Here is a 22,358-nt window from a genome sequence, read left to right on the forward strand (position 1 = left end):
TAATACTATTCTCGTCACCTCAACGTGGAGAGTAGGAGAGATGTCATGATGCTTGGCCTGAGTCTGCCCGCCCTCACGCTGATCCATGTCATCATCAGCCTGATTGCCATCGTCGCCGGGCTCGTCGTGATGTTCGGCCTGCTCGGCTCGAAGTCGATGCCGGGCCTGACTGCGATCTTCCTGCTGTTTACCATCCTCACCAGCGCCACCGGTTTCCTGTTTCCCTTCAAGGAGCTGCTGCCCTCGCACATCATCGGCATCATCTCGCTGGTGCTGCTCGCCATCGCCTGCTTCGCGCTCTACGGCATGAAGCTCGCCGGCGTCTGGCGCCCGGTCTACATCGTGACCGCGATGATCTCGCTCTATTTCAATGTCTTCGTGCTGGTGATCCAGTCGTTCCTGAAGGTGCCCGCGCTTGCCGCGCTCGCGCCCGCCGTGCCGCCGGCACCGCCATCGGGTCCGGTGTTCGCCGTGGTGCAGGGCATCGTGCTGGTGTTTTTCGTCGTGCTGACCATCGGCGCCTGGCGCCGCTACAAGCCCATGGCGTTCGCCTGATCGGCATCGCCTCGTCGTTCCGGCGCAACCCGGAAACTCGATTTAGCAATCTCTAGACTCCGGGTTCGCGCTGACGTGCGCCCCGGAATGACGTCTCTCATTGAAAGGAGCTCCACCATGCCCACCATCACCACCAAAGACGGCGTCGAGATCTTCTATAAGGATTGGGGCTCGGGCCAGCCGATCGTGTTCAGCCATGGCTGGCCGCTGTCGTCGGACGATTGGGACGCGCAGATGATGTACTTCGTCACGCGCGGCTATCGCGTCATCGCGCATGACCGCCGCGGCCACGGCCGCTCGGCGCAGGTCGCCGACGGCCACGACATGGATCATTACGCCGACGATCTCGCCGCGCTCACCGCGCATCTCGACCTCAAGAACGCCATCCATGTCGGCCATTCCACCGGCGGCGGCGAGGTCGTGCACTACATCGCCCGCCACGGCGAGAGCCGCGTCGCGAAGGCCGCGATCCTCTCGGCGGTGCCGCCGCTGATGGTGCAAACCGCGGCCAATCCCGGCGGCCTGCCGAAGAGCGTGTTCGACGATTTTCAGACCCAGCTCGCCGCCGGCCGCTCGGCGTTCTACCGCGACATCGCCGCCGGCCCGTTCTACGGCTACAACCGTCCCGGCGCAAAACCACTGGAAGCCGTGATCGAGAACTGGTGGCGCCAGGGCATGATGGGCGGCGCGAAGGCGCATTACGACGGCATCGTCGCGTTCTCGCAGACCGATTTCACCGAGGACCTGAAGAAGATCAACGTGCCGGTTCTGGTGATGCACGGCGACGACGACCAGATCGTGCCTTACGCGGATTCGGCGCCGCTCTCGGCCAAGCTGCTGAAGAAGGGCATCCTGAAGACCTACAAGGGATTCCCCCACGGCATGCCGACCACGCACGCCGAGACGATCAACGCGGATCTCCTGGCGTTTTTCAGGGAGTGAGGCTTCACGACTCTACCCCTCTCCCCCTTGTTGTGGGAAAGGGTGGCTCGCCGCGTAGCGGCGAGCCGGGCGAGGGCTTAGCTTGTGTGGAAATTTCGGGGCTCGCGCGCGTTGAGCCCCGTCCACTCCAGGAGAGGCGCCGGCGATGTCGCCCCAGCTCAAACTGATCGCGCTCGATGCCGACGATCTCGCCGTGATCTCGACCCATATCCAGGACGCCCGTGTCCAGGCCACCGACATCATCTGGCGACAGAGCGAGAAAAGGCTTGTGGTCGGAATGAGCCGGCTGGACTGGGAGCAGACCTTGGAGGGCGAGGCCGAGCCGCGCCGGCTGGTCGCAGCGCTCCGTTTCGACCGTGTGCTCGCCTGCAAGTCGCGCAACATCGATCTCGCCGCGCCGGACAAGGTGCTGGATCTGGTCGGCATTGAATTTCACCCCCAGGACGGCCGCGCCGAGGAGCCCAGCGGCAGCGCCCTGCTTTTGTTCGCCCAGGGCGGCGCCATCCGCCTGGACGTCGAGTGCCTGGAATGCGAGCTGACCGACCTCGGGGCCGACACGCTGGGAACGGGAGTCGAGGGGGAGGGGTGAAGCGGCCGGTATACCAGCCGAATGGGCTCAGCCCCTGGCCGGAACGGCATCTCCCGAGGGTTGACGCAGCTTCCCCGCCGCGCCATTGAGCAGGGACCTGGTGTGCCGATCCGCCCCTCAAGACCAGCCGGAAGCCAAGCGAAACATGCCCGTTCGCCTCGACCGCAGCAGCGCCGATTTTGACCAGCGATTCGCCGCCTTCCTCGCCGCCAAGCGCGAGGCTTCGGCCGACGTCGAGGCCGCCGCGCGCGCGATCGTCGACGACGTGGCCAAGCGTGGCGATGCCGCCCTGCTCGAGGCGACGGCCAAGTTCGACCGCTTGAGGCTGGATGCATCCTCCTTGCGCGTCTCCGCCGCCGAGATCGAGGCCGCCGTGAAGGCCTGCGAGCCTGCGACGCTGGATGCGCTCAAGCTCGCGCGCGACCGCATCGAGACCTATCATCGCCGCCAGCTGCCGAAGGACGAGCGCTTCACCGATCCGCTCGGCGTCGAGCTCGGCTGGCGCTACACCGCGATCGAATCCGCCGGCCTCTACGTCCCCGGCGGCACGGCCGCCTATCCCTCATCGGTGCTGATGAACGCGGTGCCGGCGAAAGTCGCCGGCGTGTCGCGCCTCGTGATGGTGGTGCCCTCGCCGGACGGCAAGCTCAATCCGCTGGTCCTGGCGGCCGCCCATCTCGGCGGCGTCACCGAGATCTACCGTGTCGGCGGTGCGCAGGCCGTCGCCGCGCTCGCGCATGGCACCGCGACCATCGCGCCTGTCGCCAAGATCGTCGGCCCCGGCAATGCCTATGTCGCCGCCGCCAAGCGGCTGGTGTTCGGCAAGGTCGGCATCGACATGATCGCCGGCCCCTCGGAGGTGCTCGTCATCGCCGACGACACCGGCAATGCCGACTGGATCGCCGCCGACCTGCTGGCGCAGGCCGAGCACGATGCCAGCGCGCAGTCGATCCTGATCACGGACTCGGCGCGCCTCGCCGCCGACGTCGAAAAGGCGGTGGAGGCGCAGCTGAAGACGCTGCCGCGCGCCGCGATCGCCAGCGCATCCTGGGCCGATTTCGGCGCCGTCATCATGGTGAAGAACCTGGGCGAGGCCATCCCGCTCGCCGACGCCATCGCGGCCGAGCATCTCGAGATCATGACCGTCGATCCCGACGCGCTCGCGGCCAACATCCGCAATGCCGGCGCGGTGTTCCTCGGGCCGCATACGCCTGAGGCGATCGGCGATTATGTCGGCGGCTCCAATCACGTGCTGCCGACGGCGCGCTCGGCGCGGTTTTCCTCAGGCCTCTCGGTGCACGACTTCATGAAACGCACCTCGATCCTGAAATGCGGACCCGATCAATTGCGTGCGCTGGGCCCGGCCGCGATGACGCTCGGCAAGGCGGAGGGGCTGGACGCCCATTCGCGCTCGATTGGATTGCGCCTCAATCTGTCATGACAAAGCCGCCCGAACAGGACGACTCGACCAATCGCATCGTCGGCGTCACGCTCGACGAGGACTCGATCGGCCGTTCCGGGCCCGACATCGAGCACGAGCGCGCGATCGCGATCTACGATCTGATCGAGCAGAACCTGTTCGCGCCCGAGGGTGCGGACGGCAAGGGTCCGTTCACGCTGCATATCGGCATCACCGGCAACCGGTTGATGTTCGACATCCGCCGCGAGGACGGCACGCCTGTCGTCGCGCATCTGTTGTCGCTGACGCCGTTCCGGCGGATCGTGAAAGACTATTTCATGATCTGCGACAGCTACTACCAGGCGATCCGCACCGCGACGCCGGACAAGATCGAGGCCATCGACATGGGTCGCCGCGGCATCCATGACGAGGGATCGCGCACGCTGCAGGAGCGGCTGAAGGGCAAGGTGCGGGTCGACTTCGAGACCTCGCGCCGGCTGTTCACGCTCATTACCGTCCTGCACTGGAAAGGCTGATCACGGATGGCTGCGCCCCCACGCGCACGCGATCCGCAATCGGTGCTGTTCGCCTGTGCGATGAACAGCGTGCGCTCGCCGATGGCCGAGAGCCTGTTGCAGCACATGTTTCCGCAAGGCCTCTACGTGAAGTCGGCCGGCGCCAAGAAGGGCGATCTCGATCCCTTCGCGGTCGCCGTGATGGGCGAGCTCGGCCAGGACATCTCGGGCCACAAGCCGCAGACCTTCGAGGAGCTGGAGGATTGGGAGGGACTGAATTTCGACCTCATCATCACGCTCTCGCCCGAGGCGCATCACAAGGCGCTGGAGCTGACGCGAACGCTGGCGGCCGAGGTCGAATACTGGCCGACGCAGGATCCCACCACCATCGAAGGCAGCCGCGACCAGAAGCTCGCTGCCTATCGCGAGGTCTGCGATCAGCTCCTGATGCGCATCCGGCGGCGCTTCGCCAAGGCCGGCGCGGCGAGCGGGTAGCATCGGCCGAGCGTAACACCGGCGTCACAGACCGAGGGCACACGCTTATCGGAAACCTCGAATCACCAAACTCCGGTTCCCGGGTTGTGAAATCAGCCCCCTTCCGATAGGTTCCGCGCGCAATTCACCCCTGCCTCATCCCCCAAATCACCCTGATGCTCGGCCGCCCCAAATTCGTACTTGCCTCCGGTTCGCCGCGTCGGCTGTCGCTGCTCAACCAGGCCGGCATCGAGCCGGATGCGCTCCGCCCGGCCGACGTCGACGAGACGCCGAAGCGGGGCGAACTCCCGCGCGCCTGCGCCAACCGGCTGGCCAGGGCCAAGGCCGATGCGGCGCTGAAATCGGTGCAGCTCGACGACGAGCTGAGGGGCGCCTTCATCCTGTCCGCCGACACGGTGGTGGCGGTCGGCCGCCGCATCCTGCCCAAGGCCAATCTCGTGGACGAGGCCGCGCAGTGCCTGCGGCTGCTGTCGGGCCGCAACCACCGGGTCTACACCGCGATCTGTCTCGTCACGCCGCGCGAAGCCTTTCGCCAGCGCCTGGTCGAGACCCGCGTGCGCTTCAAGCGTCTCTCCGAGGACGACATCCAGGCCTATATCGGCTCCGGCGAATGGCGCGGCAAAGCCGGCGGCTATGCCGTGCAGGGCATCGCCGGATCCTTCGTGGTCAAGATGGTGGGGTCCTACACCAACGTCGTCGGCCTGCCGCTCTACGAGACCACGACACTGCTGGGCGGCGAGGGTTTCCCGATCCGTTTCGGCTGGCTCAACTCCACCGCGGTGTGAGCCCCAGCGCTGCGCCGACAAAACCTCGAAAACAACCCCATGCACAGTAGAATGGCCCGGCCGGGTCCGCGCAGCGGCGCATGTACGGCTGCGCCAGGAACCCGTTTCCCGACAAGCTCTTGAACTCCGTCACCCCGTGTAAGCTGCCGACATCCATGGACGACCAGGTCACCAAGCCCACCGGCCCGCTCAGAACCTGCCCGATCTGCGGCAAGCCGCAGACGCAGGCCACCCGTCCGTTCTGCTCCTCGCGCTGCCGCGACGTCGATCTGAACCGCTGGCTGAAGGGCTCCTACGTCATCCCCGGCCGCCACGACGAGACGGACGACGTCGAATAATCAAGCTGTATCAATGCCTTAATGGCCTCGCCGAGGCGTCCCGCGCCAGCCGCAGCAACCCCGCCCCATCTTGTGCACAGAAGGGCCGCGCCCGACGCAGCCACTTGGCGAAGCCGGGTGGACATGCCGCTCTCGGCCCACTATAAACCGCCCGCTCGATGGGCTTTGGCCCCTCTCTTGGAGCACGCCCAGGTAGCTCAGTTGGTAGAGCATGCGACTGAAAATCGCAGTGTCGGTGGTTCGATTCCGCCCCTGGGCACCATTCTACGCTTGAGCACGATTCTTACGATTGCGTTCGCTAGAGGGTCGTCGCGACGGCGCTCGCGGATTTCTCTCCGCAATAGAGCTCTGTACGTTCAAATCCAGACTCGCAACCACCGATTCTAACGATATCGGTGCAGGCTCCTGCTGCCGGCTCGAGATCGCGCCGACGATTGGACCGGCTGCGGAGGCAAGTGGAAACCCCGGGGGGACATGCGCGCCACGTCGAAGCGCGCATCATCAGTCAGCGATGCACGCCGTTCGCCCGTAGCGAATGCACGAAATCGATCACCGCCAGAATCATCACGCCAACAACAATGACGATGAGCGGGATGGCCTTGATCCAAACCACCAGGATTCCAAGAAATGTCATCACAAGCGCGAGGCCGATGATTCCGGTGATCAGATTGGTCATCGCATTTTCCTTTTCTCCGTACCGGGGCCCGATTGCGACCCAGCGCTCGGGACTTTGCGCCGACCGCCACGACGAGTGTGCCTGACATGATTGACGAGCCAGTGCGCCGTTCGTAAGAGGCGGGCATCGTTGCCGCGACGGCCGACAAGCTGAACGCCCAGGGGAAGGCCGGTTTCGGAGCTCATCAATGGCAGGCTGATGGCGGGCACACCGAGATAGGTCCAGGTCGTGCAGAAAATCGGGGTGCCGGTCGTCTCAATTCCGGGCGCCTCGCCTGGCGCCGCGGGCGTCAGGACGGCGTCGTATTCGTCGAAAATATGGTCCAGACCCCGGTTGAGGGATGTAATCCCGGCCAGGGCATTGCAATAATCCACCGCAAGATGTGTGCGGCCGCGCTCGATCGCCTGCCGCAGCCGAGTGCTGAGCTTGTCGCCGCCTCGCTGGTAGTCACGCCGCAGATTGTGCGCCATATCAACTTCCATGATGATGCGGTGCATATCGACGACCTTATCGAAGCTTGGACCAAGCTCGACTTCGCTCGAAGCCTCGCCCAAAGCCTCGACAAGCTCAGCAAAGGCTTCACGCGTCACCGGCTCGGCCTGATCCCAGACCGCAGAGCGCACAAAGGCAAAGCGCGGTGGCAACGGCGGCTCGCTCGCCGCTACGGCGGAGAATGGCGGACGCGCAACAGGCCGCGTGTCCAGATCCTCCTGATCGAACCCGACCAATACCTCGGCCAGCAGCGCCACGTCCTCGACGCTGCGCCCGAACACGCCGACATGATCGAGTGTGCGCGACAATTCGAGCGCGCCACTGCGAGGAATGAGGCCGTGCGTGGGCTTGAAGCCGACCACGCCGCAGAAGGCGGCAGGACGGATCACCGACCCGTTGGTCTGCGAGCCGATGGCGCCTGGCACCATCAGCGCCGCAACGGCCGCGGCGGAGCCCGAGGACGATCCGCCGGGCGTGTGATCCCGGTTGTGCGGATTTCGGGTCTTGCCTGGATTGTAATACGCGTACTCGGTGGTCACCGTCTTGCCGAGGATCACCGCTCCTGCCGCGCGCAGACGCGCCACGGCCGCCGCATCGCGGCGCGGCGTGCGTCCGGCCCAAAGACTTGATCCGAATTCCGTCGGCATGTCGCCGGTGTCGAAGATATCCTTGATGCCGATCGGGACGCCGTGCAGCGGCCCCGTCGCCTTGCCTTGCTTGCGATGATCGTCGGCGGCCTCGGCCTGCCGCATCGCGTGGTCGCGATCGAGGAACGCCCACGCATGGATATCGCGATCGACCTCATCGATGCGCCTGAGGCAGTCGCCGACAAGCTCCATTGAGCTGAGCCGGCCGTCGCGGATGCCGGCCGCCGCTTCCATGAGGCCGAGCGCGTTGAGGCTCATGCGCATCCTTTCCGCGGTTTACCGGGCCCGCTCATCGCGATCCATAGAGATAGTTGGGTAACCACAATGCGATGCCCGGGAAGACGTAGACCAGTGCCATGGTGAGGAAGACCAGGCCGACAAAGGGAAGTGCGCCGGAGAAGATGTCGGTTAGCTTCACCTGCGGCGGTGCCACGCCCTTCAGATAGAAGGCGGCCATCGCGACGGGCGGCGTATTGAAGGCCGTTTGCGTGTTCAGCGCCACCAGGATGCCGAAGAAGATCGGATCGATGCCGTACTGGGGAAGCAGCGGCAGGAAGATCGGCACGAAGATGATGATGATCTCGGTCCATTCCAGCGGCCAGCCGAGCAGAAAGATGATCACCTGGGTCAACAGCAGGAACAGGACCGGCGAAAGGTTCAGCGAGGTGAAGAACTGCTCGACCACCGCCTGTCCGCCAAGGACGGCGAAAACCGCGGAAAACGTCCAGGATCCGATGAACAGGTAGCAGACCATCGCTGTGGCGCGCACGGTCAGATACACCGATTCGCGTATCATTTCGTAATTGAGCGAACGGTAGGCGGCCGCCAGAACGATGCTCATGAGGGCCCCTACTGCGGCCGCCTCCGAAGGCGTCGCCAGGCCAAACAGGATAGCGCCGAGCACCGAAATGATCAGCAACGCAAGCGGCAGGAATGACGTGGCAAGCGCCCAGACGACCTTGGAGATCGGCACGTCGGCCTGCTCGCGCGGCAGCTTCGGCGCGAGCGCGGGATTGATGATCGCGCGGGTCATCGCATAGAGGACGTAGAATCCGGCCAGCAGGAACCCCGGAAAGAACGCGGCCGCATAAAGCTTGACCGCCGAGACGCCGGCGGTGGCCGCATAGACGATCAGGAGAATGCTCGGTGGAATCAGAATGCCGAGGCAGCCACCGGCGCAGACCACGCCTGCCGACAGCTTGGTGTCGTAGCCGGCTCGCAGCATCGCCGGCAATGCGAGCAGGCCCATCAGCGTGACAACGGCGCCGACAATACCGGTGGCGGTCGCGAACATCGCGCAGGTGATCAGCGTGGCCACCGCAAGCGCGCCCGGCACGTTCTTCATCGACAGCTGCAGCGAGTAGAACAGGCGGTCGAGAATGTTGGCGCGCTCGATCAAATAGCCCATGAACAGGAACAGCGGAACGGCGACCAGAACGTCGCTGGATGTGACCTCGAACGTCTTCTGCACCAGCAGCGTGAAGATGCGATTCTGGAAGAAGTCCTGACCGGGCGTGTAGTAGGCATAATAGCCGAACGAGATGCCCATCGCCATCAGCGTGAAGGCTATCGGGAAGCCGAGCATGATGATGAAGATGAAAAGGCCCAACATCAGCATGCCGAGTTGAGGATCGGTCATGCGCCTGGTCCCTTCTCGCGCTGCGGCTCAACCGCCTGCTGCTGATGTTCGCGAATGACGAGGCTCTCGGTTTCTTCCACGTCGTGCAGGCGTTGCGGCCATCGGCCGGTGCGGATGCACAGCACACAGCGAATGATTTCAGCGAACCCTTGCAGAAACAGAAGGAAACCGGTGAGCGGGATCAGCGCTTTCAGCGGAAACACCGGCACGCCAGCCGGACTGAAGATGCTGACTTCGCGGAAGCGCACCGACATCTGGGCGTAATTCCAGCCCGAATACATCAGCGCCATGATCGCCGGCAGGAAGAACAGAATATAGAGAACGAGGTCCGTCGTCGCCTGGGTGCGCGGCGACCAGAGGCGGTAGACTACATCGGCGCGCACGTGGCCGTTGCGTGAGAGGGTATATGCGCCGGCCATCAGAAACATCGCGCCATAGGTGATGTAGCTGATGTCGAAAGCCCAGGTGGTCGGCGCACGCAGCACGTAGCGCACGAACACCTCGTAGCTGACACCCAGGGTAAGAACAAGAATCAGCCAGGCGAACGCCTTGCCGATCCAAGCGCTGAGCGCATCAATGAAGAACAGAAATTTCGTCATGCGAGCTGAACTCGCCGCGAGCGGCACATCCGGATGTCCCCCTCCCAATTCACGGGCGGCGCTTCAGTTGCGCCGCCCGTCATCATACAGCGTCAGCGATGCCCCAAGCCATCAGACCTTGAGCACGCCCGGGAAGTGATGCTCGAAGGCGCCGCGGTAGTCCGTCGCGTTGTACATGTTGTAGTAAACCACGCGGCGCACCCATTCCTTCTGCGAGTCCATCACCTTCTTCATGAATGGATCAGAACCGAGCTGGGCGATCAGACCGTCCCATGCCTTGATCTGCGCGTCGAACACCGACTTCGGTGTCCGCAGGACGTTGACCTTGTCCTTGTTGATCAGCTCCTGCAGGTCCTTGGAATAGTAGTCCATGCCTTTCCACTCGTTGGCGGAGGAAGCAGCCTCGGCGGCGTATTGCAGGATCGCCTGCTGTTCTTTCGGCAGAGCGTTGAACTTCGTCCGGTTGAACATGATCTCGAAGTATTCCGTCGCCTGATGGTGACTGCCCATCATGTAGTTCTTGGCGACATCCTGCGCGCCGAAGCGCCGGTCCGAGGTCGGATTGTTGAACTCGAACCCATCGATCACGCCGCGCTCCATCGCGGGCACGATCTCGCCGCCGGGAAGCTGCGCGACGGATGCACCCATCGCCTGGAAGAGATCGGCGGCAAGTCCCACGGTGCGATACTTCAAGCCCTTAAGATCAGCGTCGCTGGTGATGGGCTTCTTGAACCAGCCGAGCGGCTGGGTCGGCATCGGCATGGCGAAGAAGCTCTTAATGTTGACGTTCATGATTTTGGTTTGTAGTTCCTCGAACAGCTCCTTGCCGCCGCCGTTGTGAATCCAGCCGAGGCCTTCGTTGGCGTTGAAGCCGAACACGGGGCCTGTTCCGAACAGCGATGCCGCTTTGTGCTTGCCGTACCAGTAGACGGTCACCGTGTGCGCCGCATCGAGCTGGCCGCCGTGCACGCCGTCGAATACCTGGAACGGATGCACGACCGAGCCGCCGACCAGATAGTCTATGCGCAGCCGGGCCCCAGCCATGTCGTTGACACGCTTCACATAATCTTCCGCCATCTCGTTGAAGACATCGGCCTTGCCCCACGAGCCCTGCATCCTCATGGTCACCGTCTGCGCCCGGCTGACTTGCGGCATGGCGATGGTCGCAGCGCCGGTCGCGCCGGCCGCCAGCAGGAATTTGCGACGCGTCGATCTGGTCTTTTCAGACTTTGCAATCATGGACGTCCTCCCTAGCGGCGTTGTTGCTCGAACGCGTTTCGTTGATAACCGCTGGAGGTGTGCCGCATTCCAGCGACTTTGATCACAGTTTGGACGCATTGCCGTCATCCGACAAGCCGCCCGATGTCGCATTTTAGTCTTAGGCGATCCCATCGGGCTCTAAGCAGGCAGATATTCACGCGTCTGTCGCGGCGCAGCAAAGATGCAGGCGGAGTTCTGCCATTGGGGCGGCGTCCAGCCCGCCCGACGAGTTGCTGCAGGATTGAGCGGCCGACCCGTCAGATACGAAGAACAACGAACCCGAAAGAGTTCTGTGGCTTCCCAACTGTCTCTACGGGAATTGACGCGAGTGCGAACACTCGCCGCCGAGTACGGTGAATCCGAACCGCGGTGACTGTGCGCTCGAGCGATCCGACGAAGCTTCGGAATCGAGCCGGCGTAGCCTCTCAATGATGGGCCGACACGCCCTTGACGCATTGCGTCAACAGATCAGCGTTGGCGGATTGCCCGGCATCACCCAGGCTGATCATGCCGACCATCCCCCCGCGATGTGACTCCACAACGAACCGGGCGCAACCGCACGCGTCGCCGCGACGGGCGTGCCGAGAATCATCCTGCTGTCATGCCGTCAGTCGTGCATGCTGAAGCGGCCATGCGGTGCATTGGCCGTCAGGCGCGCGAACTGCGCATGGGTGAGCTGAAGCAGGGTCTCGTGATCGCCAGCTTCGATGTAGACCTCAGGCAGGGCCTGGATGCTGTCGTCGACAATGAGATCGAGACCGTAGCACCGGCCGACCGCCGGAACGGCTCCGGGCGAGCAGTCCGAGAACAGCCGGTTGATCTCGCTTTCGTTGGCCATGGCGAGATCCTCGCCGAGCCTCTCCTTCAGGTCCGGCAGGTTGAGATGGTGCGATGCCGGCACGACCGCGAGCATATAGCCGCCATCATGCCGCAGCACGACGGCCTTGGCGAGGTGATCGCCCGAGACGTGACAAGCCTGCGCCGTGCGCGCGGATGACATGGTGAGAGCGTGCGGAATCTCGGCATACGCGATGTTCTCGGCAGCGAGATACCGGTGCAATGTGGGGGCAATGGTCATGGCGTCGCCTTTCGGATGGGTGTGCGAGCCATCCAGCGTGAGGCTGCCCCCGCCGCACGATGGGCGGTCGCGTGATTTGCCGGGCTCCAGCATAGACCTTGCCCTCGGAGGCCGCAATCAGAGCGTTTTTCCAGCGAAGTGGACACCGGTTGTTTTGAATGAGGCGCCATGTCCCTCGCGTCGGATACCCCGAGATGTGGCTGGCCCCTGAGGCACTACCCTCGTTCTGTATACGTGGCCGGCGGCCGCTGATATGATCCTCGGACGGTAAACGGCAGCTCGCCACCATACTTTCTCTGCGATGCCGGCCTTCTGATCGGAACTCGATCCCGCTCGCGCCTTTTCGCTTTGCCTGGACAAGAACGCTGAACAAATTCGTCAACGGCTGCCGCGTCCCCGCTCACATTGGGAGATGTGCCATGGCTGCATCGGACTGGCGTCTCGAAGGCGAATGGATGAAGAACTGCAGCTGCGCGTTTGGCTGCCCCTGCGATTTCAACGCACGGCCGACCCAAGGCTATTGCAAGGGATTGGTCGCCATGCGGATCGCCAAGGGACATTTCGAAGGGACCAGGCTCGATGGTCTCTGCTTTGCGATCACGGTCGATTTCCCTGGCCCGCTGCATGAGGGCAACGGGACGATCCAGCCCATCATCGACGAACGTGCCACGGCGGAGCAGCGTCAGGCGTTGTTCGATATCTTCTCCGGCAAGCATTCGGCCGAAGGCACGCTTTTCCAGATCGTCAGCATGATCGTCACCAAGATCCACGATCCGGTGTTTGCGCCGTTCGAGTTCTCCTTCGACAAGGACGGACGCGTCGCAAGACTCGTCGCCAGGGGCGTGCTCGAGACCGATGTCGAGCCGATCAAGAATCCGGTGACCGGTGCTCCGCACCGCATCCAGGTGGTCATGCCCGAGGGGTTCGAACATCGGGCGGCCGAGGTCGCATCCGCCAACATCCGCTCGACCGGCGCGATCCGGTTCGAGACCCGCGGTACGCACAGCTCGCTCGCCAATGTCGTGCAGACGCCCAAGGGCGTTGCGGCATGATGCGGCGCTGACACCGACACAGAACCTCGGTGTCAGCTCCTCGTCGCTATGGACAAGTCGATGCAGGGGCGCTCGATACTGGAACGCTTGCTCCACCGCGACCGGCTGATCGTCGCGATCGGGACCGCCGCAGTGGTGGTGCTCGCCTGGGCCTATCTCGCTGCGGGCGCCGGCATGGATACCGAGATGATGGCCGACATGCCGGACATGGCGCCGATGCCGTGGACGCCATTCTATGGCGCGCTGCTGTTCGTGATGTGGTGGGTGATGATGGTCGCGATGATGGCACCGAGCGCGGTGCCCACCGTTCTCTTGTATGCGACCGTCAAGCGCAAGCAGGAGGCTGCCTCCCGCGCCGCAATCGATAGCTGGATCTTTCTCGCCGGCTATCTCGTGACCTGGGCCGGGTTCAGTCTCGCTGCGGTCCTGGCGCAAGCAGCGTTCGAACGCTTCGGGTTGCTGTCGATGGCGATGGCAAGCACCAGCGCGTTTCTGGGCGGCGGCGTTCTGATTGCAGCCGGGATTTATCAGTTCACGCCGCTCAAGCAGGCCTGCCTGCGCTACTGCGAGAGCCCGTTGTTGTTTCTCAGCCGACACTGGCGGCCCGGCCCGCGCGGCGCATTCCGGATGGGACTTCGCCACGGCAGCTACTGCGTCGGCTGCTGCTGGTTTCTGATGGTATTGCTGTTCGTCGGCGGCGTGATGAACCTGGCCTGGATCATCGGCATCGCGCTCTATGTCGCCGGCGAGAAACTGCTGCCGTTCGGCCAACGACTGAGTTATGCGGCAGGCGCGCTCCTCATCCTGTCCGGCACGATCGTTGTTGCGCGCGCGATGTGAAAAGCGGTCCAAAGACGGTTAAAAATGTGCCGTTTTCGAGGTGCCCATGTGCCTGATTGCTCAAAACCGGCCGACCTCCGTGATGATACGGATGGTTTGAGCTGAAGAATTGAGCTTTGTCCAAATAGAAACTTAAGGCTGTTCCAGCTACCTTTGCGCCGTGAACAGCACCCGCGCGCCGCTTTCGGCCGCGGGTGTCCCTGTGCAGTCGAGGCGGAGACAAGGCGATGCCAATATTGCGGGCGAGCGCAGTTCTGCCCTGGCGGCCGAAGCGGGGGCGCGCGTCGTGATTCCCGCAGGGGCAGTCCGCAAAGCCGCAAGGACGATCCTGCGGAATGGTCCGCTGCAGATCGCGTTGTTCTTTTTGCCCCTGGTCTGGATCGGCTATTTCGCAATCACCGCGTCTGAGCGGATGGATGCGATCCAGCAAGCGCGGTCGCACGGCAACAGCGTCGCCGAATTGTTCGAGGAGAACACCGAGCGCATCTTCGAGCGGGTGGATCAGTCGTTGCTGGTGGTGCGGGCACTCTACGCCGAGGATCCGCTGACGTTCCGCCTGAAGTTCTGGTCCGACAAGGCCCGCATCGCCACCGGCGACGTGGTCCAGTTCGCCCTGATCGGATCGGACGGATACATGATCGAGACGACGGCGGGCTATTCCGGTCCGCCGCTCTATCTCGGTGATCGCGAGCACTTCATTCATACCATGTCGCAGGTCGACGATCGCCTTTACGTGGCGAAGCCGGTGTTGGGCCGCGCGTCCAAAAAGTGGACGATACAGCTCGCGAGAAAGCTGTTCGACGTCGCCGGGAATCCGGTCGGCGTGGTTGTCGGCTCGATCAGCGTCGACGTCGTCGGCAGGTTCTACGACACCGCAAAGCTCGGCGTCGGAGGAACGCTGATGCTGAGGAATGCGAACCACGTCGTGCTCGCCGCCCGGGGCGTGGACCTGGGCTCCGTGCTGGGACAAAGCGCGCCGAGCCGCGTCGAAGGCGAACTGGGCGACGGCTTCTATGCGCAATATTGGAACGAGAACCGACCGAACCGCAGCGACCGGCTGATCACGGCGCGCAGGTCGCGCGCGTTTCCGCTCATCTTCACCGTCGGCATTTCCGAGCAGGAGATTTATTCCCGCTCCGCCTTCAGGCAGAAGGTCTATCTCGGCGGCGCGCTGCTGCTTACGTTCATCATCCTCGCCGCGACGACATTCCATTGGCGACGGCAGCAGGCGCTGGATCGCGCCCACCGCGAGCGGCGCGATTTCGCCAGCAAGTTCGAGGATGCGCTCAGGAACCTTCCCCAGGGCTTGAGCATGTTCGACGGCCGGGACCGCCTGATCGCGTTCAACCGGCAATGGCTCGAACTCTATGACCTCGTGCCGGAAGACATTCGGATCGGCATGGACTTCCGGGAGGTGTTCGCGAAGCAGACCGCCGTGCTCGACGTCGAGGCGTACCTCGTCGACTTGAAGAACCGGCTCGCTCAGGCGGAGCAGATCTCGAACACCGTGCAGTTTCCGGATGGACGGGTCGTCTACATCTCCTACGGCCGGCGCGAGGACGGCGGCTGGGTTGCCACGCATGAGGACATCACCGAGCGCAAGGCGTCGGCGGACCGCATCGAGCGGCTCGCGCATTACGACAGCCTGACCGGCCTTGCCAATCGCAACCTGTTCAAGGAGCGTATCGACGAGGCGCTGGCCCGCTCGCGCCGGCTGGAGCCCGCGTTCGCCGTACTCCTGCTCGATCTCGACAAGTTCAAGTCGGTCAATGATGCGCTCGGCCACCAATGCGGCGACGCGTTGCTGAAGCAGGTCGCCGACCGGATCAAGGCGCAGATTCGCGATGCCGATACGGCGGCGCGAATCGGCGGCGACGAGTTTGCCGTGATCGTGGCACCCGGCCGGGCGGCGATGCGCGACGGCGCTGCAAGCCTGGCCGCGCGGCTGGTCCAGGCCATTGCCGAGCCCTATCACATCGACGGCCATCCCGTCGTGATCGGCTGCAGCATTGGCCTTGCGCTCGTGCCCGAGCACGGCACGCGGGTCGACGAGATCCTTCGCAACGCCGATCTTGCGCTCTACAGGTCGAAGAATGCCGGCCGCAGCTGCTTCCACGTCTATTCAGCGGAGCTCAAGGCGGAAGCGGATCAGCGCAACGTGCTCGAGATCGAGCTGCGCGAAGCGATCTGGCGGGAGGAGATAGAGCTGTTCTATCAGCCTGTGATCGAGCTTGGCACCGGCCGGGTAAAATCGGTCGAGGCCCTAGCGCGGTGGCATCACGGCACCAAGGGCTACATCCCTCCGGCGGAGTTCATTGCGGTTGCGGAGGCGGGGGGATTGATCGTCGAGCTCGGCAATCAGGTGCTCGCCAGAGCCTGCCGCGATGCGATGAGCATGCCGGCCGACGTCAAGGTCGCTGTCAATCTCTCCGCCCTGCAATTTGCCAGCGCCAATCTCGTCGACACCGTGACGTTTGCGTTGGCGCAGAGCGGGCTTCCGCAAACCCGGCTCGAGCTCGAGATCACCGAGAGCGTGTTTCTCGCCGACACCGAGGAGAACCTCAGGACCCTGCAGCGCCTCAAGTCGCTCGGCGTCTCCATTGCCCTCGACGATTTCGGCGTCGGATACTCGTCTTTGTCCTATTTGACGGCCTTTCCTTTCGACAAGGTCAAGATCGACAAATCCTTCATCGACCGGATCGATCGCTGCGAGACCGTCGCCGTGCTGAAATCCATCGTGCAGCTCGCAAAGACGCTCAAGCTGTCGATCGTCGCCGAGGGTGTCGAGTCCTCCGAACAAGTCAAACGGCTCCAATCACTCGGCATCCCGCTCGGCCAGGGATTTCATTTCAGCAAGCCCGTGCCGCTTGCAAACCTCTCCTGGCAAGCCCTCACGGCGCGCCGGAAACGGCGTGCGGCATGAGCTGAATGCCTCAGTCGGACGTGCCGGCAAGGCGCAGATTCGGCACGCCGACGCCGCGGACGCGGATGGGTAACTCTCCTCCGCTGACATCGAGAACGAAGCCGAGATCATCGCGGCGCAAGCGGAATTCGATTGTCGTGCCTGTCTTGCGCCAATTCGCCGTCTCGCCATCGTCGACATAGAGGAGGCCTGAGCCACCGCGTTCGGGCGCCCCGAACGCAATCGCGGTCAGCCCGTTTTCGTCCGCGATCGGAACGATCGCGCCGGCGCGGGCAAAGACGGGGAGCCGACCGAGAGGCGCTGCGACGGTGATGGTGCAGCCGCCCTCGAACGAAGCTCCGTCATGCCAGTCGTACCAACCGCCGGGATGGGCGGGCAGATAGACCTCGCGCGTCGTCGCGCCCTGATCGAGTACCGGAGCGACGAGGAGATCGGGGCCAAGCATGAACGCGTCCTCGACGGTCGCCGCAATCGGATCGGAGCCGAAATCCCACAACAGCGGCCGGACCGGCGGCACGTCCTCCAGCGCCGCACGCCACATCTGCGTATAGAGATAGGGGATGAGGCTGTGGCGAAGGTCCATGGCGGATCGAATTTCCGGGAGCACGTCGGGATGCATCCACGGGGTGTTGACGATGCCGCTCGCCTTCCAGGAATTCATCACCATGCGCGGCCACAGCGCGCAGAACTCGACAAAGCGGCAAAACAGTTCAGGGCCCGGCGAATCGCCATGGAAGCCGCCGACGTCGTGCCCGATATTATAGAGCCCCGACAGGCTCATATTCAGGCCCTGGGTCAGGTTATAGCGCAGCGTCTTCCAGGCGGTTTCGTTGTCGCCGCTCCAGGTCTGGCCGTAGCGCGCGATGCCGGCGCCGCCGGCGCGCGTGATCGTATAGGGCCGCTTGTCCGGTGCGTGCGCGGCCTGGGTCTCGTAAGCGAGCTTGTGCATCAAGAGCGCCTGCGCGGGTCTGGCCAGCGCCTGTGGAAAGGGCCGGCCGTCGCCGTCGCAGACCGCATCCTCGTCCCAGATCTCGTATTCGTTGTTGTCGTTCCAAACTGCCGTCACGCCGAAGGCGAGTAGCGCGTCGCGGATGCCGTTCGCCCACCATTGCCGGCCTTCCGGATCGGTAAAGTCGACATGGAAGCCGAGGCCGTCCCAGAATTGCGCGACAGCCGGCTCGCCGGTCTCGCCGTCCTCAACCAGGATGCCGCGCGCCCTGGCTTCTTCGAGCCGGGGGTGATCGTCGAGCAGGCAAGGCTTGATGTTGGTGACCGGGTGCATGCCGGCGGCCTTGAGACGCGCCATCGTCGCCGCGGGATCGGGGAATTTGTCGCGGTTCCAATTGAAAACGTATCGACGGCTGCCGATCGAGGTGTAGCCCGAGCCGAAGTGAAAGCTGTCGCAACGAATGCGGTGGCGCCTGCAGTCCTCGATGAAGGCGGTGATGCGCGCGTCCGCGTCCGGCGCGTCGGCGATGGTCATGGTCGTCATCGCGAAGCCGAGCGTCCATCGCGGTGCGAAAGCCTGTCCGCCGGTCAGCCAGGAAAACCGGCGTGTGACATCGGGCACCCTCGGGCCGGCGAGCACGTAATAGTCGAGGTCGCCATCCTCGGCACGATAGAAGCGGAACAGGCCGTGGTAGTTGTCGATGGTGCAACCGAGGTCAACCGAGCCGAGCGCGAGATTGTCGTAGAACATGCCGTGCGCGCCGCGGGCTCCGTCGGCGATGAAGAACGGCAGCATCTTGTAGAGCGGATCGGACAGTTCGGCGTCAAAGCCGCAGGGATCCACAGCGTCGATCGCAAAGCGCCGGCCGGTACGATCGAGCGGACCGGCTTTGTCTCCGAGGCCGTAATGACGTTCGTCTTCGTGCCGTTCGGTCGCGTGCAGCAACGCACCGGTCTTGCGCGACAGGAAATAAGCCTGGGTCGGGCGATCGCGCAGGAATGGCTGGTCCTCGCCGTCGCGGAACCAGGCTATAGCGAACGGATCGAGCCGCACTTGCGCGCTGAGACCCGCGGCGGTGAGCGTAACGATGCCACCGGCCTCCGACAATGTCGCGGCCGGATTGGCAAAGCCGGAGATGTCGTCGCGCGGCCGGCCCTCGTACGGCGGCTCGGCCCGGTTCGGGGCGATCGCCCAGCCGCGATCGAGGCGATAGCCCTCCGGCCGGCGCATGGTGACGCGGCCGATGTCGCTCTCGAGAACCGCGATGCGCAAGCTGGCGAGCGGGGCTGCCGCCGGTCCAGTGGCGAGGTCAAAGTGCGCGGCGTTGCCGTCGAGGCCACGGAAGCGGCCGTGGGTCAGGGCTTTCATGAGATCGGGCTCCGGTTCGATCAGGGCCGGGCGAGAGCCGCGCCGGTCGCGTCGAAGATGTGCAGGTGATCGGGGGCGAAGCGGATCGCAACCGCATCGCCGCGGTGGAAGTGCGACTGGCCATCCTGGCGCAGTGTGATCTGCGGCAGCCCGGGAGCAGTGGCATAGACGAAGGTCTCGCCGCCGAGCTGTTCGAGGAGATCGATCTTTGCCGCGAGCATGCCCGGGCCCGGCACGATGTCGATATGTTCGGGGCGGATGCCGAGCGTCACGCTCGCTCCGGCGGCGAGGCCGGAAGCCGGGCGGGACAACGCGACGTCAACTTCGCCAATAGTGAGACGGAGCGTGCCGTCGTCCGAGATCACCAATGCGGGCAGGAAGTTCATGCGGGGAGAGCCGATGAAGCCGGCGACGAAGGCATTCGCGGGACGATTGTAGAGTTCGAGTGGCGTGCCGACCTGCTCGATCCGACCGGCGTTGAGCACCACGATCCGATCCGCAAGCGTCATGGCTTCGACCTGGTCGTGGGTTACATAGATCATCGTGCCGCCGATACCGGCATGGAGACTAGCGAGCTCCTTGCGCGTCGCGACGCGGAGTTCTGCGTCGAGGTTCGACAGCGGCTCGTCGAACAGAAAGATCTTCGGATCGCGCACGATGGCCCGACCGATGGCGACGCGCTGGCGCTGGCCGCCGGAGAGCGCCTTTGGCTTGCGGTCGAGGTAGTCCGTGAGGCGCAGCATCGCCGCGGCGCGGGCGACCCGAGCCTCGATCTCCGCCGGCTTCAGCCCCATGTTCTCGAGCGCAAAGCCCATGTTCTTGCGGACGCTCATATGCGGATAGAGCGCATAGGACTGGAACACCATGGCGAGCCCCCGCTCGGAGGCGGGCAAATGGGTGACGCGTTCGCCGTCGATATGGATCTCGCCGCTGCTGACGTTTTCGAGGCCGGCGATGAGGCGCAGCAGCGTCGACTTTCCGCAGCCCGAAGGGCCGACGAAGACGACGAATTCGCCATCCCTGACCGCGAGATCGATGCCGTGCAGCACGTCGATGCTGCCGAAGGACTTGCGCGCGCCCGTGAGTTTCAGCTCAGCCATGGTGAACAGCCCGATTGTTCATTTCATTCCGGTCGAGCCGATGCCCGTGGTGATGAAACGCTGGAGGAACACGAAGACGAGAGCGACAGGTGCGAGCGTCACGACCGTCATCGCAAGCAGGTAGTGCCACTGGGTCTGGAGCTCGCCCTGAAACGCATTGAGCGCGATCTGCAGTGTGTAGACCTCGGTCTTGGTCAGCACAGCGAGCGGCCACAGGAACTCGTTCCAACGCCACATCATCGAGAAAATCGCCAGAACCGCCAGCGCCGGCAGTGTCAACGGCATCACGATACGCCAATAGATCTGCCACTCGGACGCCTTGTCCATGCGCGCGGCCTCGATCAGATCCTTCGGCAAGGTCAGCATGTATTGTCGAAGCAGGAACACGCCTGTCGGTGTCGCGGCCCCCGGCAGAATCACCGCCCAAAGCGAGTTGGCGAGACCAAGCTCGGTCACCACCAGGTAGACCGGCACGAGGATGATGGTCATCGGGATCATGAGGGTCCCGATAACCGCCAGAGTGGCGGTCTGCTTGCCGGGGAACGCATAGACGGCAAGCGCATAGGCGGCCATGGAGTTGATGAGCAGGGTGATCACCGTGGCAACCACCGTCACGAAGACCGAATTGAAGAGGAATCGCAGGAAGGCGAAGCGCTGCAGCGGCTCGCTGTAGTTCTCGGTCGCGAATGCGACGCGGCGCACCGGTTCGCGCTTGTCGATCGCGACGCGAAACTGCTTCGCGGGATCGGCCGGATCGACCATCTGGGCGACAAGGCCGATGCGTCGAACCTGCGCCAGTTCGCGCACCGAGCCGTCGGGAAGCGTCGTGCGGAACAGCGGCAGCTTCTGTGGCTGACTGGGCACCGTTACCTCGACCTGCGCGAATGGCAGCAGCGACGGCGGAAATTCCAGAAGCGCGCTCTGCGTCTTGAACGATGACAGCACCAGCCACAGGACCGGGCCGAACATCAGGACGACGCCGAGCGCGAGGTAGGCGTAGGCGGCAATGTCGGTCCAGTGCAGCGGCCGCCCGGGCCCGTTGCGTCGCTGACCAAGCAAGCTGGTAAGGCGCATGCTGCCCTCTCAAATCTCTTTGCGCCGCGCGGCGGCGAATTGCAGGAGCGTCAGGACGAAAAGCACGACGCCGAGCACGACCGATGCAGCGGCGGCGAGGCCGAAATTCTGCACCTGACTAGAAAATCCGGTCTCGTAGATGTACTGGACGACCATCAGCGTCGCCGTGCCGGGACCGCCGCCGGTCAGCACGAACACCTCGTCGAAGGTCTGTGCGCCCTTGATGAGCGCGAGCACGATCACGACGATCATGTTTGGCCACAACAGCGGCAGCGTGATGTGCGTCAGCACGCGCCAGCGCGGCGTCGCGTCCATTTCCGCCGCCTCGTAGAGATCAGCCGGGATCGCCTGAAGGCCGGCGAGCAGGATCAGGGTATAGAAGCCCATGTGCGCCCACACGGATACGAACACTGCCCAGAACATCGCCCAGCTCGGATCGACGAAGAAGATGATCTTCTGACCGCCCAGCGTCGTGATGGCGGCGTTGAGAAGTCCGTCGCGCTGCAGGATCCATTTCCAGATCAGCGCGACGACCACGGGCGACAGCAGGACGGGGAAGAAATAAACCGCCCGGAAGAAGCCGCGGCCACGGATCTTCATGTTGAGGACCAGCGCGGTGACAAGCGAAAGCAGCACCATCGCCGTCACCTGAAGCACGACGAACTTCGAGGTGTTGGCAACGGCGCGCCAGAAATGATCTTCGCGGCAGGTCGCGGGATCCAGATAGGAGCCGCAGTCGAACAGATAGGCGAACTGGTCGCCGCCGACATAGGGGCGCTGCGAGGGAAACAGAGCCGTGCCGCCGGTCACCGAGAACACGATGTTGATGCCGATCGGCAGGAACACGAACAGACCGAAGAATACGAAGTTGGGCAGCAGAAAGACGTAGGCCATGCGCCGCGCGCCGATCATGCGCTGCACCCAGCGCATCGGCGGGTCGAGCAGACGCATCCCGAGCTCGACCGGCAAAGCCATGATGCCTCGGAGCTCCGCGAGCGTTCCGATGCCTCTGGCGCGCTCCGGTCGGGAAACAGACGAAGTAT

General features: G+C 63.9%; 21 protein-coding genes and 1 tRNA gene. 12 read left to right on the forward strand and 10 right to left on the reverse strand.

Annotation, left to right across the window (positions count from 1 at the left end):
* The first annotated feature begins 45 nt into the window (after positions 1 to 45).
* From N2604_RS04820 to N2604_RS04860, 9 genes are all read left to right on the forward strand, one after another.
* On the forward strand, positions 46 to 555 hold the full coding sequence (locus N2604_RS04820; protein ID WP_260374046.1) for a hypothetical protein: 510 nt from the start codon (positions 46 to 48) through the stop codon (positions 553 to 555).
* A gap of 117 nt (positions 556 to 672) precedes the next feature.
* Positions 673 to 1,497, forward strand: coding sequence for an alpha/beta fold hydrolase (locus tag N2604_RS04825; RefSeq protein WP_260374047.1), 825 nt, complete (start codon positions 673 to 675; stop codon positions 1,495 to 1,497).
* A gap of 145 nt (positions 1,498 to 1,642) precedes the next feature.
* A complete protein-coding gene (locus N2604_RS04830; RefSeq protein ID WP_260374048.1) occupies positions 1,643 to 2,086 on the forward strand; it encodes a DUF2948 family protein in 444 nt (147 codons plus the stop codon).
* A gap of 145 nt (positions 2,087 to 2,231) precedes the next feature.
* A complete protein-coding gene (gene hisD / locus N2604_RS04835) occupies positions 2,232 to 3,527 on the forward strand; it encodes a histidinol dehydrogenase (protein ID WP_260374049.1) in 1,296 nt (431 codons plus the stop codon).
* Positions 3,524 to 4,021 carry a UPF0262 family protein gene (locus N2604_RS04840; protein WP_260374050.1) on the forward strand — a complete coding sequence of 166 codons (498 nt, stop codon included), beginning with the start codon at positions 3,524 to 3,526 and terminating at the stop codon, positions 4,019 to 4,021. Before hisD ends, N2604_RS04840 begins: the two co-directional genes overlap by 4 nt.
* 6 nt (positions 4,022 to 4,027) lie before the next feature.
* Positions 4,028 to 4,495: a low molecular weight phosphatase family protein gene (locus tag N2604_RS04845; RefSeq protein WP_260374051.1), complete on the forward strand. Its 468-nt coding sequence runs from the start codon at positions 4,028 to 4,030 to the stop codon at positions 4,493 to 4,495.
* A 155-nt stretch (positions 4,496 to 4,650) separates the two neighbouring features.
* Complete coding sequence (locus N2604_RS04850; RefSeq protein ID WP_260374052.1) at positions 4,651 to 5,280, forward strand: Maf-like protein; 630 nt, start codon at positions 4,651 to 4,653, stop codon at positions 5,278 to 5,280.
* Between the two features lie 155 nt (positions 5,281 to 5,435).
* Entirely contained in the window at positions 5,436 to 5,618 is a 183-nt protein-coding gene (gene yacG, locus N2604_RS04855) for a DNA gyrase inhibitor YacG (protein WP_260374053.1), read from the forward strand.
* A gap of 186 nt (positions 5,619 to 5,804) precedes the next feature.
* Positions 5,805 to 5,880: transfer RNA gene (locus tag N2604_RS04860), tRNA-Phe, on the forward strand.
* A 243-nt stretch (positions 5,881 to 6,123) separates the two neighbouring features.
* Here N2604_RS04860 and N2604_RS04865 read toward each other — a convergent pair.
* The 6 genes from N2604_RS04865 to N2604_RS04890 form a co-directional block, all read right to left on the reverse strand.
* Positions 6,124 to 6,294 carry a hypothetical protein gene (locus tag N2604_RS04865; protein ID WP_260374054.1) on the reverse strand — a complete coding sequence of 57 codons (171 nt, stop codon included), beginning with the start codon at positions 6,292 to 6,294 and terminating at the stop codon, positions 6,124 to 6,126.
* A complete protein-coding gene (locus N2604_RS04870) occupies positions 6,291 to 7,691 on the reverse strand; it encodes an amidase (RefSeq protein WP_260374055.1) in 1,401 nt (466 codons plus the stop codon). Before N2604_RS04870 ends, N2604_RS04865 begins: the two co-directional genes overlap by 4 nt.
* A 31-nt stretch (positions 7,692 to 7,722) precedes the next feature.
* A complete protein-coding gene (locus N2604_RS04875) occupies positions 7,723 to 9,072 on the reverse strand; it encodes a TRAP transporter large permease subunit (RefSeq protein ID WP_260374056.1) in 1,350 nt (449 codons plus the stop codon).
* Complete coding sequence (locus N2604_RS04880) at positions 9,069 to 9,671, reverse strand: TRAP transporter small permease subunit (RefSeq protein ID WP_260374057.1); 603 nt, start codon at positions 9,669 to 9,671, stop codon at positions 9,069 to 9,071. Before N2604_RS04880 ends, N2604_RS04875 begins: the two co-directional genes overlap by 4 nt.
* Positions 9,672 to 9,782: 111 nt before the next feature.
* The gene (locus tag N2604_RS04885; protein WP_260374058.1) at positions 9,783 to 10,910 is read right to left on the reverse strand and encodes a TRAP transporter substrate-binding protein; all 1,128 of its coding nucleotides are present in this window, start codon (positions 10,908 to 10,910) and stop codon (positions 9,783 to 9,785) included.
* Positions 10,911 to 11,538: 628 nt separating this feature from the next.
* Positions 11,539 to 12,009 (reverse strand): aminoacyl-tRNA deacylase, encoded by a 471-nt coding sequence (locus N2604_RS04890; RefSeq protein WP_260374059.1) that lies wholly within the window; start codon positions 12,007 to 12,009, stop codon positions 11,539 to 11,541.
* Between the two features lie 419 nt (positions 12,010 to 12,428).
* Here N2604_RS04890 and N2604_RS04895 point away from each other — a divergent pair, with 419 nt between their 5' ends.
* The 3 genes from N2604_RS04895 to N2604_RS04905 all read left to right on the forward strand — a co-directional run bounded on the left by N2604_RS04895 (position 12,429) and on the right by N2604_RS04905 (position 16,824).
* Positions 12,429 to 13,061 (forward strand): DUF1326 domain-containing protein, encoded by a 633-nt coding sequence (locus tag N2604_RS04895; RefSeq protein ID WP_260374060.1) that lies wholly within the window; start codon positions 12,429 to 12,431, stop codon positions 13,059 to 13,061.
* Positions 13,062 to 13,121: 60 nt separating this feature from the next.
* Positions 13,122 to 13,901: a DUF2182 domain-containing protein gene (locus N2604_RS04900; RefSeq protein WP_260374061.1), complete on the forward strand. Its 780-nt coding sequence runs from the start codon at positions 13,122 to 13,124 to the stop codon at positions 13,899 to 13,901.
* A 355-nt stretch (positions 13,902 to 14,256) separates the two neighbouring features.
* Complete coding sequence (locus tag N2604_RS04905; RefSeq protein WP_260374062.1) at positions 14,257 to 16,824, forward strand: EAL domain-containing protein; 2,568 nt, start codon at positions 14,257 to 14,259, stop codon at positions 16,822 to 16,824.
* A gap of 10 nt (positions 16,825 to 16,834) precedes the next feature.
* Here the strand turns inward: N2604_RS04905 and N2604_RS04910 are convergent, their stop codons facing one another.
* From N2604_RS04910 to N2604_RS04925, 4 genes are read right to left on the reverse strand one after another with little or no spacing between them, the layout of a single operon-like run.
* On the reverse strand, positions 16,835 to 19,141 hold the full coding sequence (locus tag N2604_RS04910; RefSeq protein ID WP_260374063.1) for a glycoside hydrolase family 31 protein: 2,307 nt from the start codon (positions 19,139 to 19,141) through the stop codon (positions 16,835 to 16,837).
* Positions 19,142 to 19,161: 20 nt separating this feature from the next.
* Positions 19,162 to 20,241 carry an ABC transporter ATP-binding protein gene (locus N2604_RS04915; protein ID WP_260374064.1) on the reverse strand — a complete coding sequence of 360 codons (1,080 nt, stop codon included), beginning with the start codon at positions 20,239 to 20,241 and terminating at the stop codon, positions 19,162 to 19,164.
* A gap of 18 nt (positions 20,242 to 20,259) precedes the next feature.
* Positions 20,260 to 21,315 carry a carbohydrate ABC transporter permease gene (locus N2604_RS04920; protein ID WP_260374065.1) on the reverse strand — a complete coding sequence of 352 codons (1,056 nt, stop codon included), beginning with the start codon at positions 21,313 to 21,315 and terminating at the stop codon, positions 20,260 to 20,262.
* A 9-nt stretch (positions 21,316 to 21,324) separates the two neighbouring features.
* On the reverse strand, positions 21,325 to 22,290 hold the full coding sequence (locus N2604_RS04925; protein ID WP_260374066.1) for a carbohydrate ABC transporter permease: 966 nt from the start codon (positions 22,288 to 22,290) through the stop codon (positions 21,325 to 21,327).
* Positions 22,291 to 22,358: the final 68 nt, after the last annotated feature.

Source organism: Bradyrhizobium sp. CB1015 (assembly GCF_025200925.1).
In the GTDB taxonomy this organism is placed as follows: domain Bacteria; phylum Pseudomonadota; class Alphaproteobacteria; order Rhizobiales; family Xanthobacteraceae; genus Bradyrhizobium.

Coding starts and splice junctions, on each gene's coding strand:
- N2604_RS04820 (WP_260374046.1), top strand. CDS start 46: ATGATGCTTGGCCTGAGTCTGCCCGCCCTCACGCTGATCCATGTCATC.
- N2604_RS04825 (WP_260374047.1), top strand. CDS start 673: ATGCCCACCATCACCACCAAAGACGGCGTCGAGATCTTCTATAAGGAT.
- N2604_RS04900 (WP_260374061.1), top strand. CDS start 13,122: ATGCAGGGGCGCTCGATACTGGAACGCTTGCTCCACCGCGACCGGCTG.
- N2604_RS04910 (WP_260374063.1), bottom strand. CDS start 19,141: ATGAAAGCCCTGACCCACGGCCGCTTCCGTGGCCTCGACGGCAACGCC.
- N2604_RS04885 (WP_260374058.1), bottom strand. CDS start 10,910: ATGATTGCAAAGTCTGAAAAGACCAGATCGACGCGTCGCAAATTCCTG.
- N2604_RS04920 (WP_260374065.1), bottom strand. CDS start 21,315: ATGCGCCTTACCAGCTTGCTTGGTCAGCGACGCAACGGGCCCGGGCGG.
- N2604_RS04850 (WP_260374052.1), top strand. CDS start 4,651: ATGCTCGGCCGCCCCAAATTCGTACTTGCCTCCGGTTCGCCGCGTCGG.
- N2604_RS04845 (WP_260374051.1), top strand. CDS start 4,028: ATGGCTGCGCCCCCACGCGCACGCGATCCGCAATCGGTGCTGTTCGCC.
- N2604_RS04830 (WP_260374048.1), top strand. CDS start 1,643: ATGTCGCCCCAGCTCAAACTGATCGCGCTCGATGCCGACGATCTCGCC.
- N2604_RS04895 (WP_260374060.1), top strand. CDS start 12,429: ATGGCTGCATCGGACTGGCGTCTCGAAGGCGAATGGATGAAGAACTGC.
- yacG (WP_260374053.1), top strand. CDS start 5,436: ATGGACGACCAGGTCACCAAGCCCACCGGCCCGCTCAGAACCTGCCCG.
- N2604_RS04870 (WP_260374055.1), bottom strand. CDS start 7,691: ATGAGCCTCAACGCGCTCGGCCTCATGGAAGCGGCGGCCGGCATCCGC.
- N2604_RS04880 (WP_260374057.1), bottom strand. CDS start 9,671: ATGACGAAATTTCTGTTCTTCATTGATGCGCTCAGCGCTTGGATCGGC.
- N2604_RS04915 (WP_260374064.1), bottom strand. CDS start 20,241: ATGGCTGAGCTGAAACTCACGGGCGCGCGCAAGTCCTTCGGCAGCATC.
- hisD (WP_260374049.1), top strand. CDS start 2,232: ATGCCCGTTCGCCTCGACCGCAGCAGCGCCGATTTTGACCAGCGATTC.
- N2604_RS04925 (WP_260374066.1), bottom strand. CDS start 22,290: ATGGCTTTGCCGGTCGAGCTCGGGATGCGTCTGCTCGACCCGCCGATG.
- N2604_RS04890 (WP_260374059.1), bottom strand. CDS start 12,009: ATGACCATTGCCCCCACATTGCACCGGTATCTCGCTGCCGAGAACATC.
- N2604_RS04840 (WP_260374050.1), top strand. CDS start 3,524: ATGACAAAGCCGCCCGAACAGGACGACTCGACCAATCGCATCGTCGGC.
- N2604_RS04865 (WP_260374054.1), bottom strand. CDS start 6,294: ATGACCAATCTGATCACCGGAATCATCGGCCTCGCGCTTGTGATGACA.
- N2604_RS04875 (WP_260374056.1), bottom strand. CDS start 9,072: ATGACCGATCCTCAACTCGGCATGCTGATGTTGGGCCTTTTCATCTTC.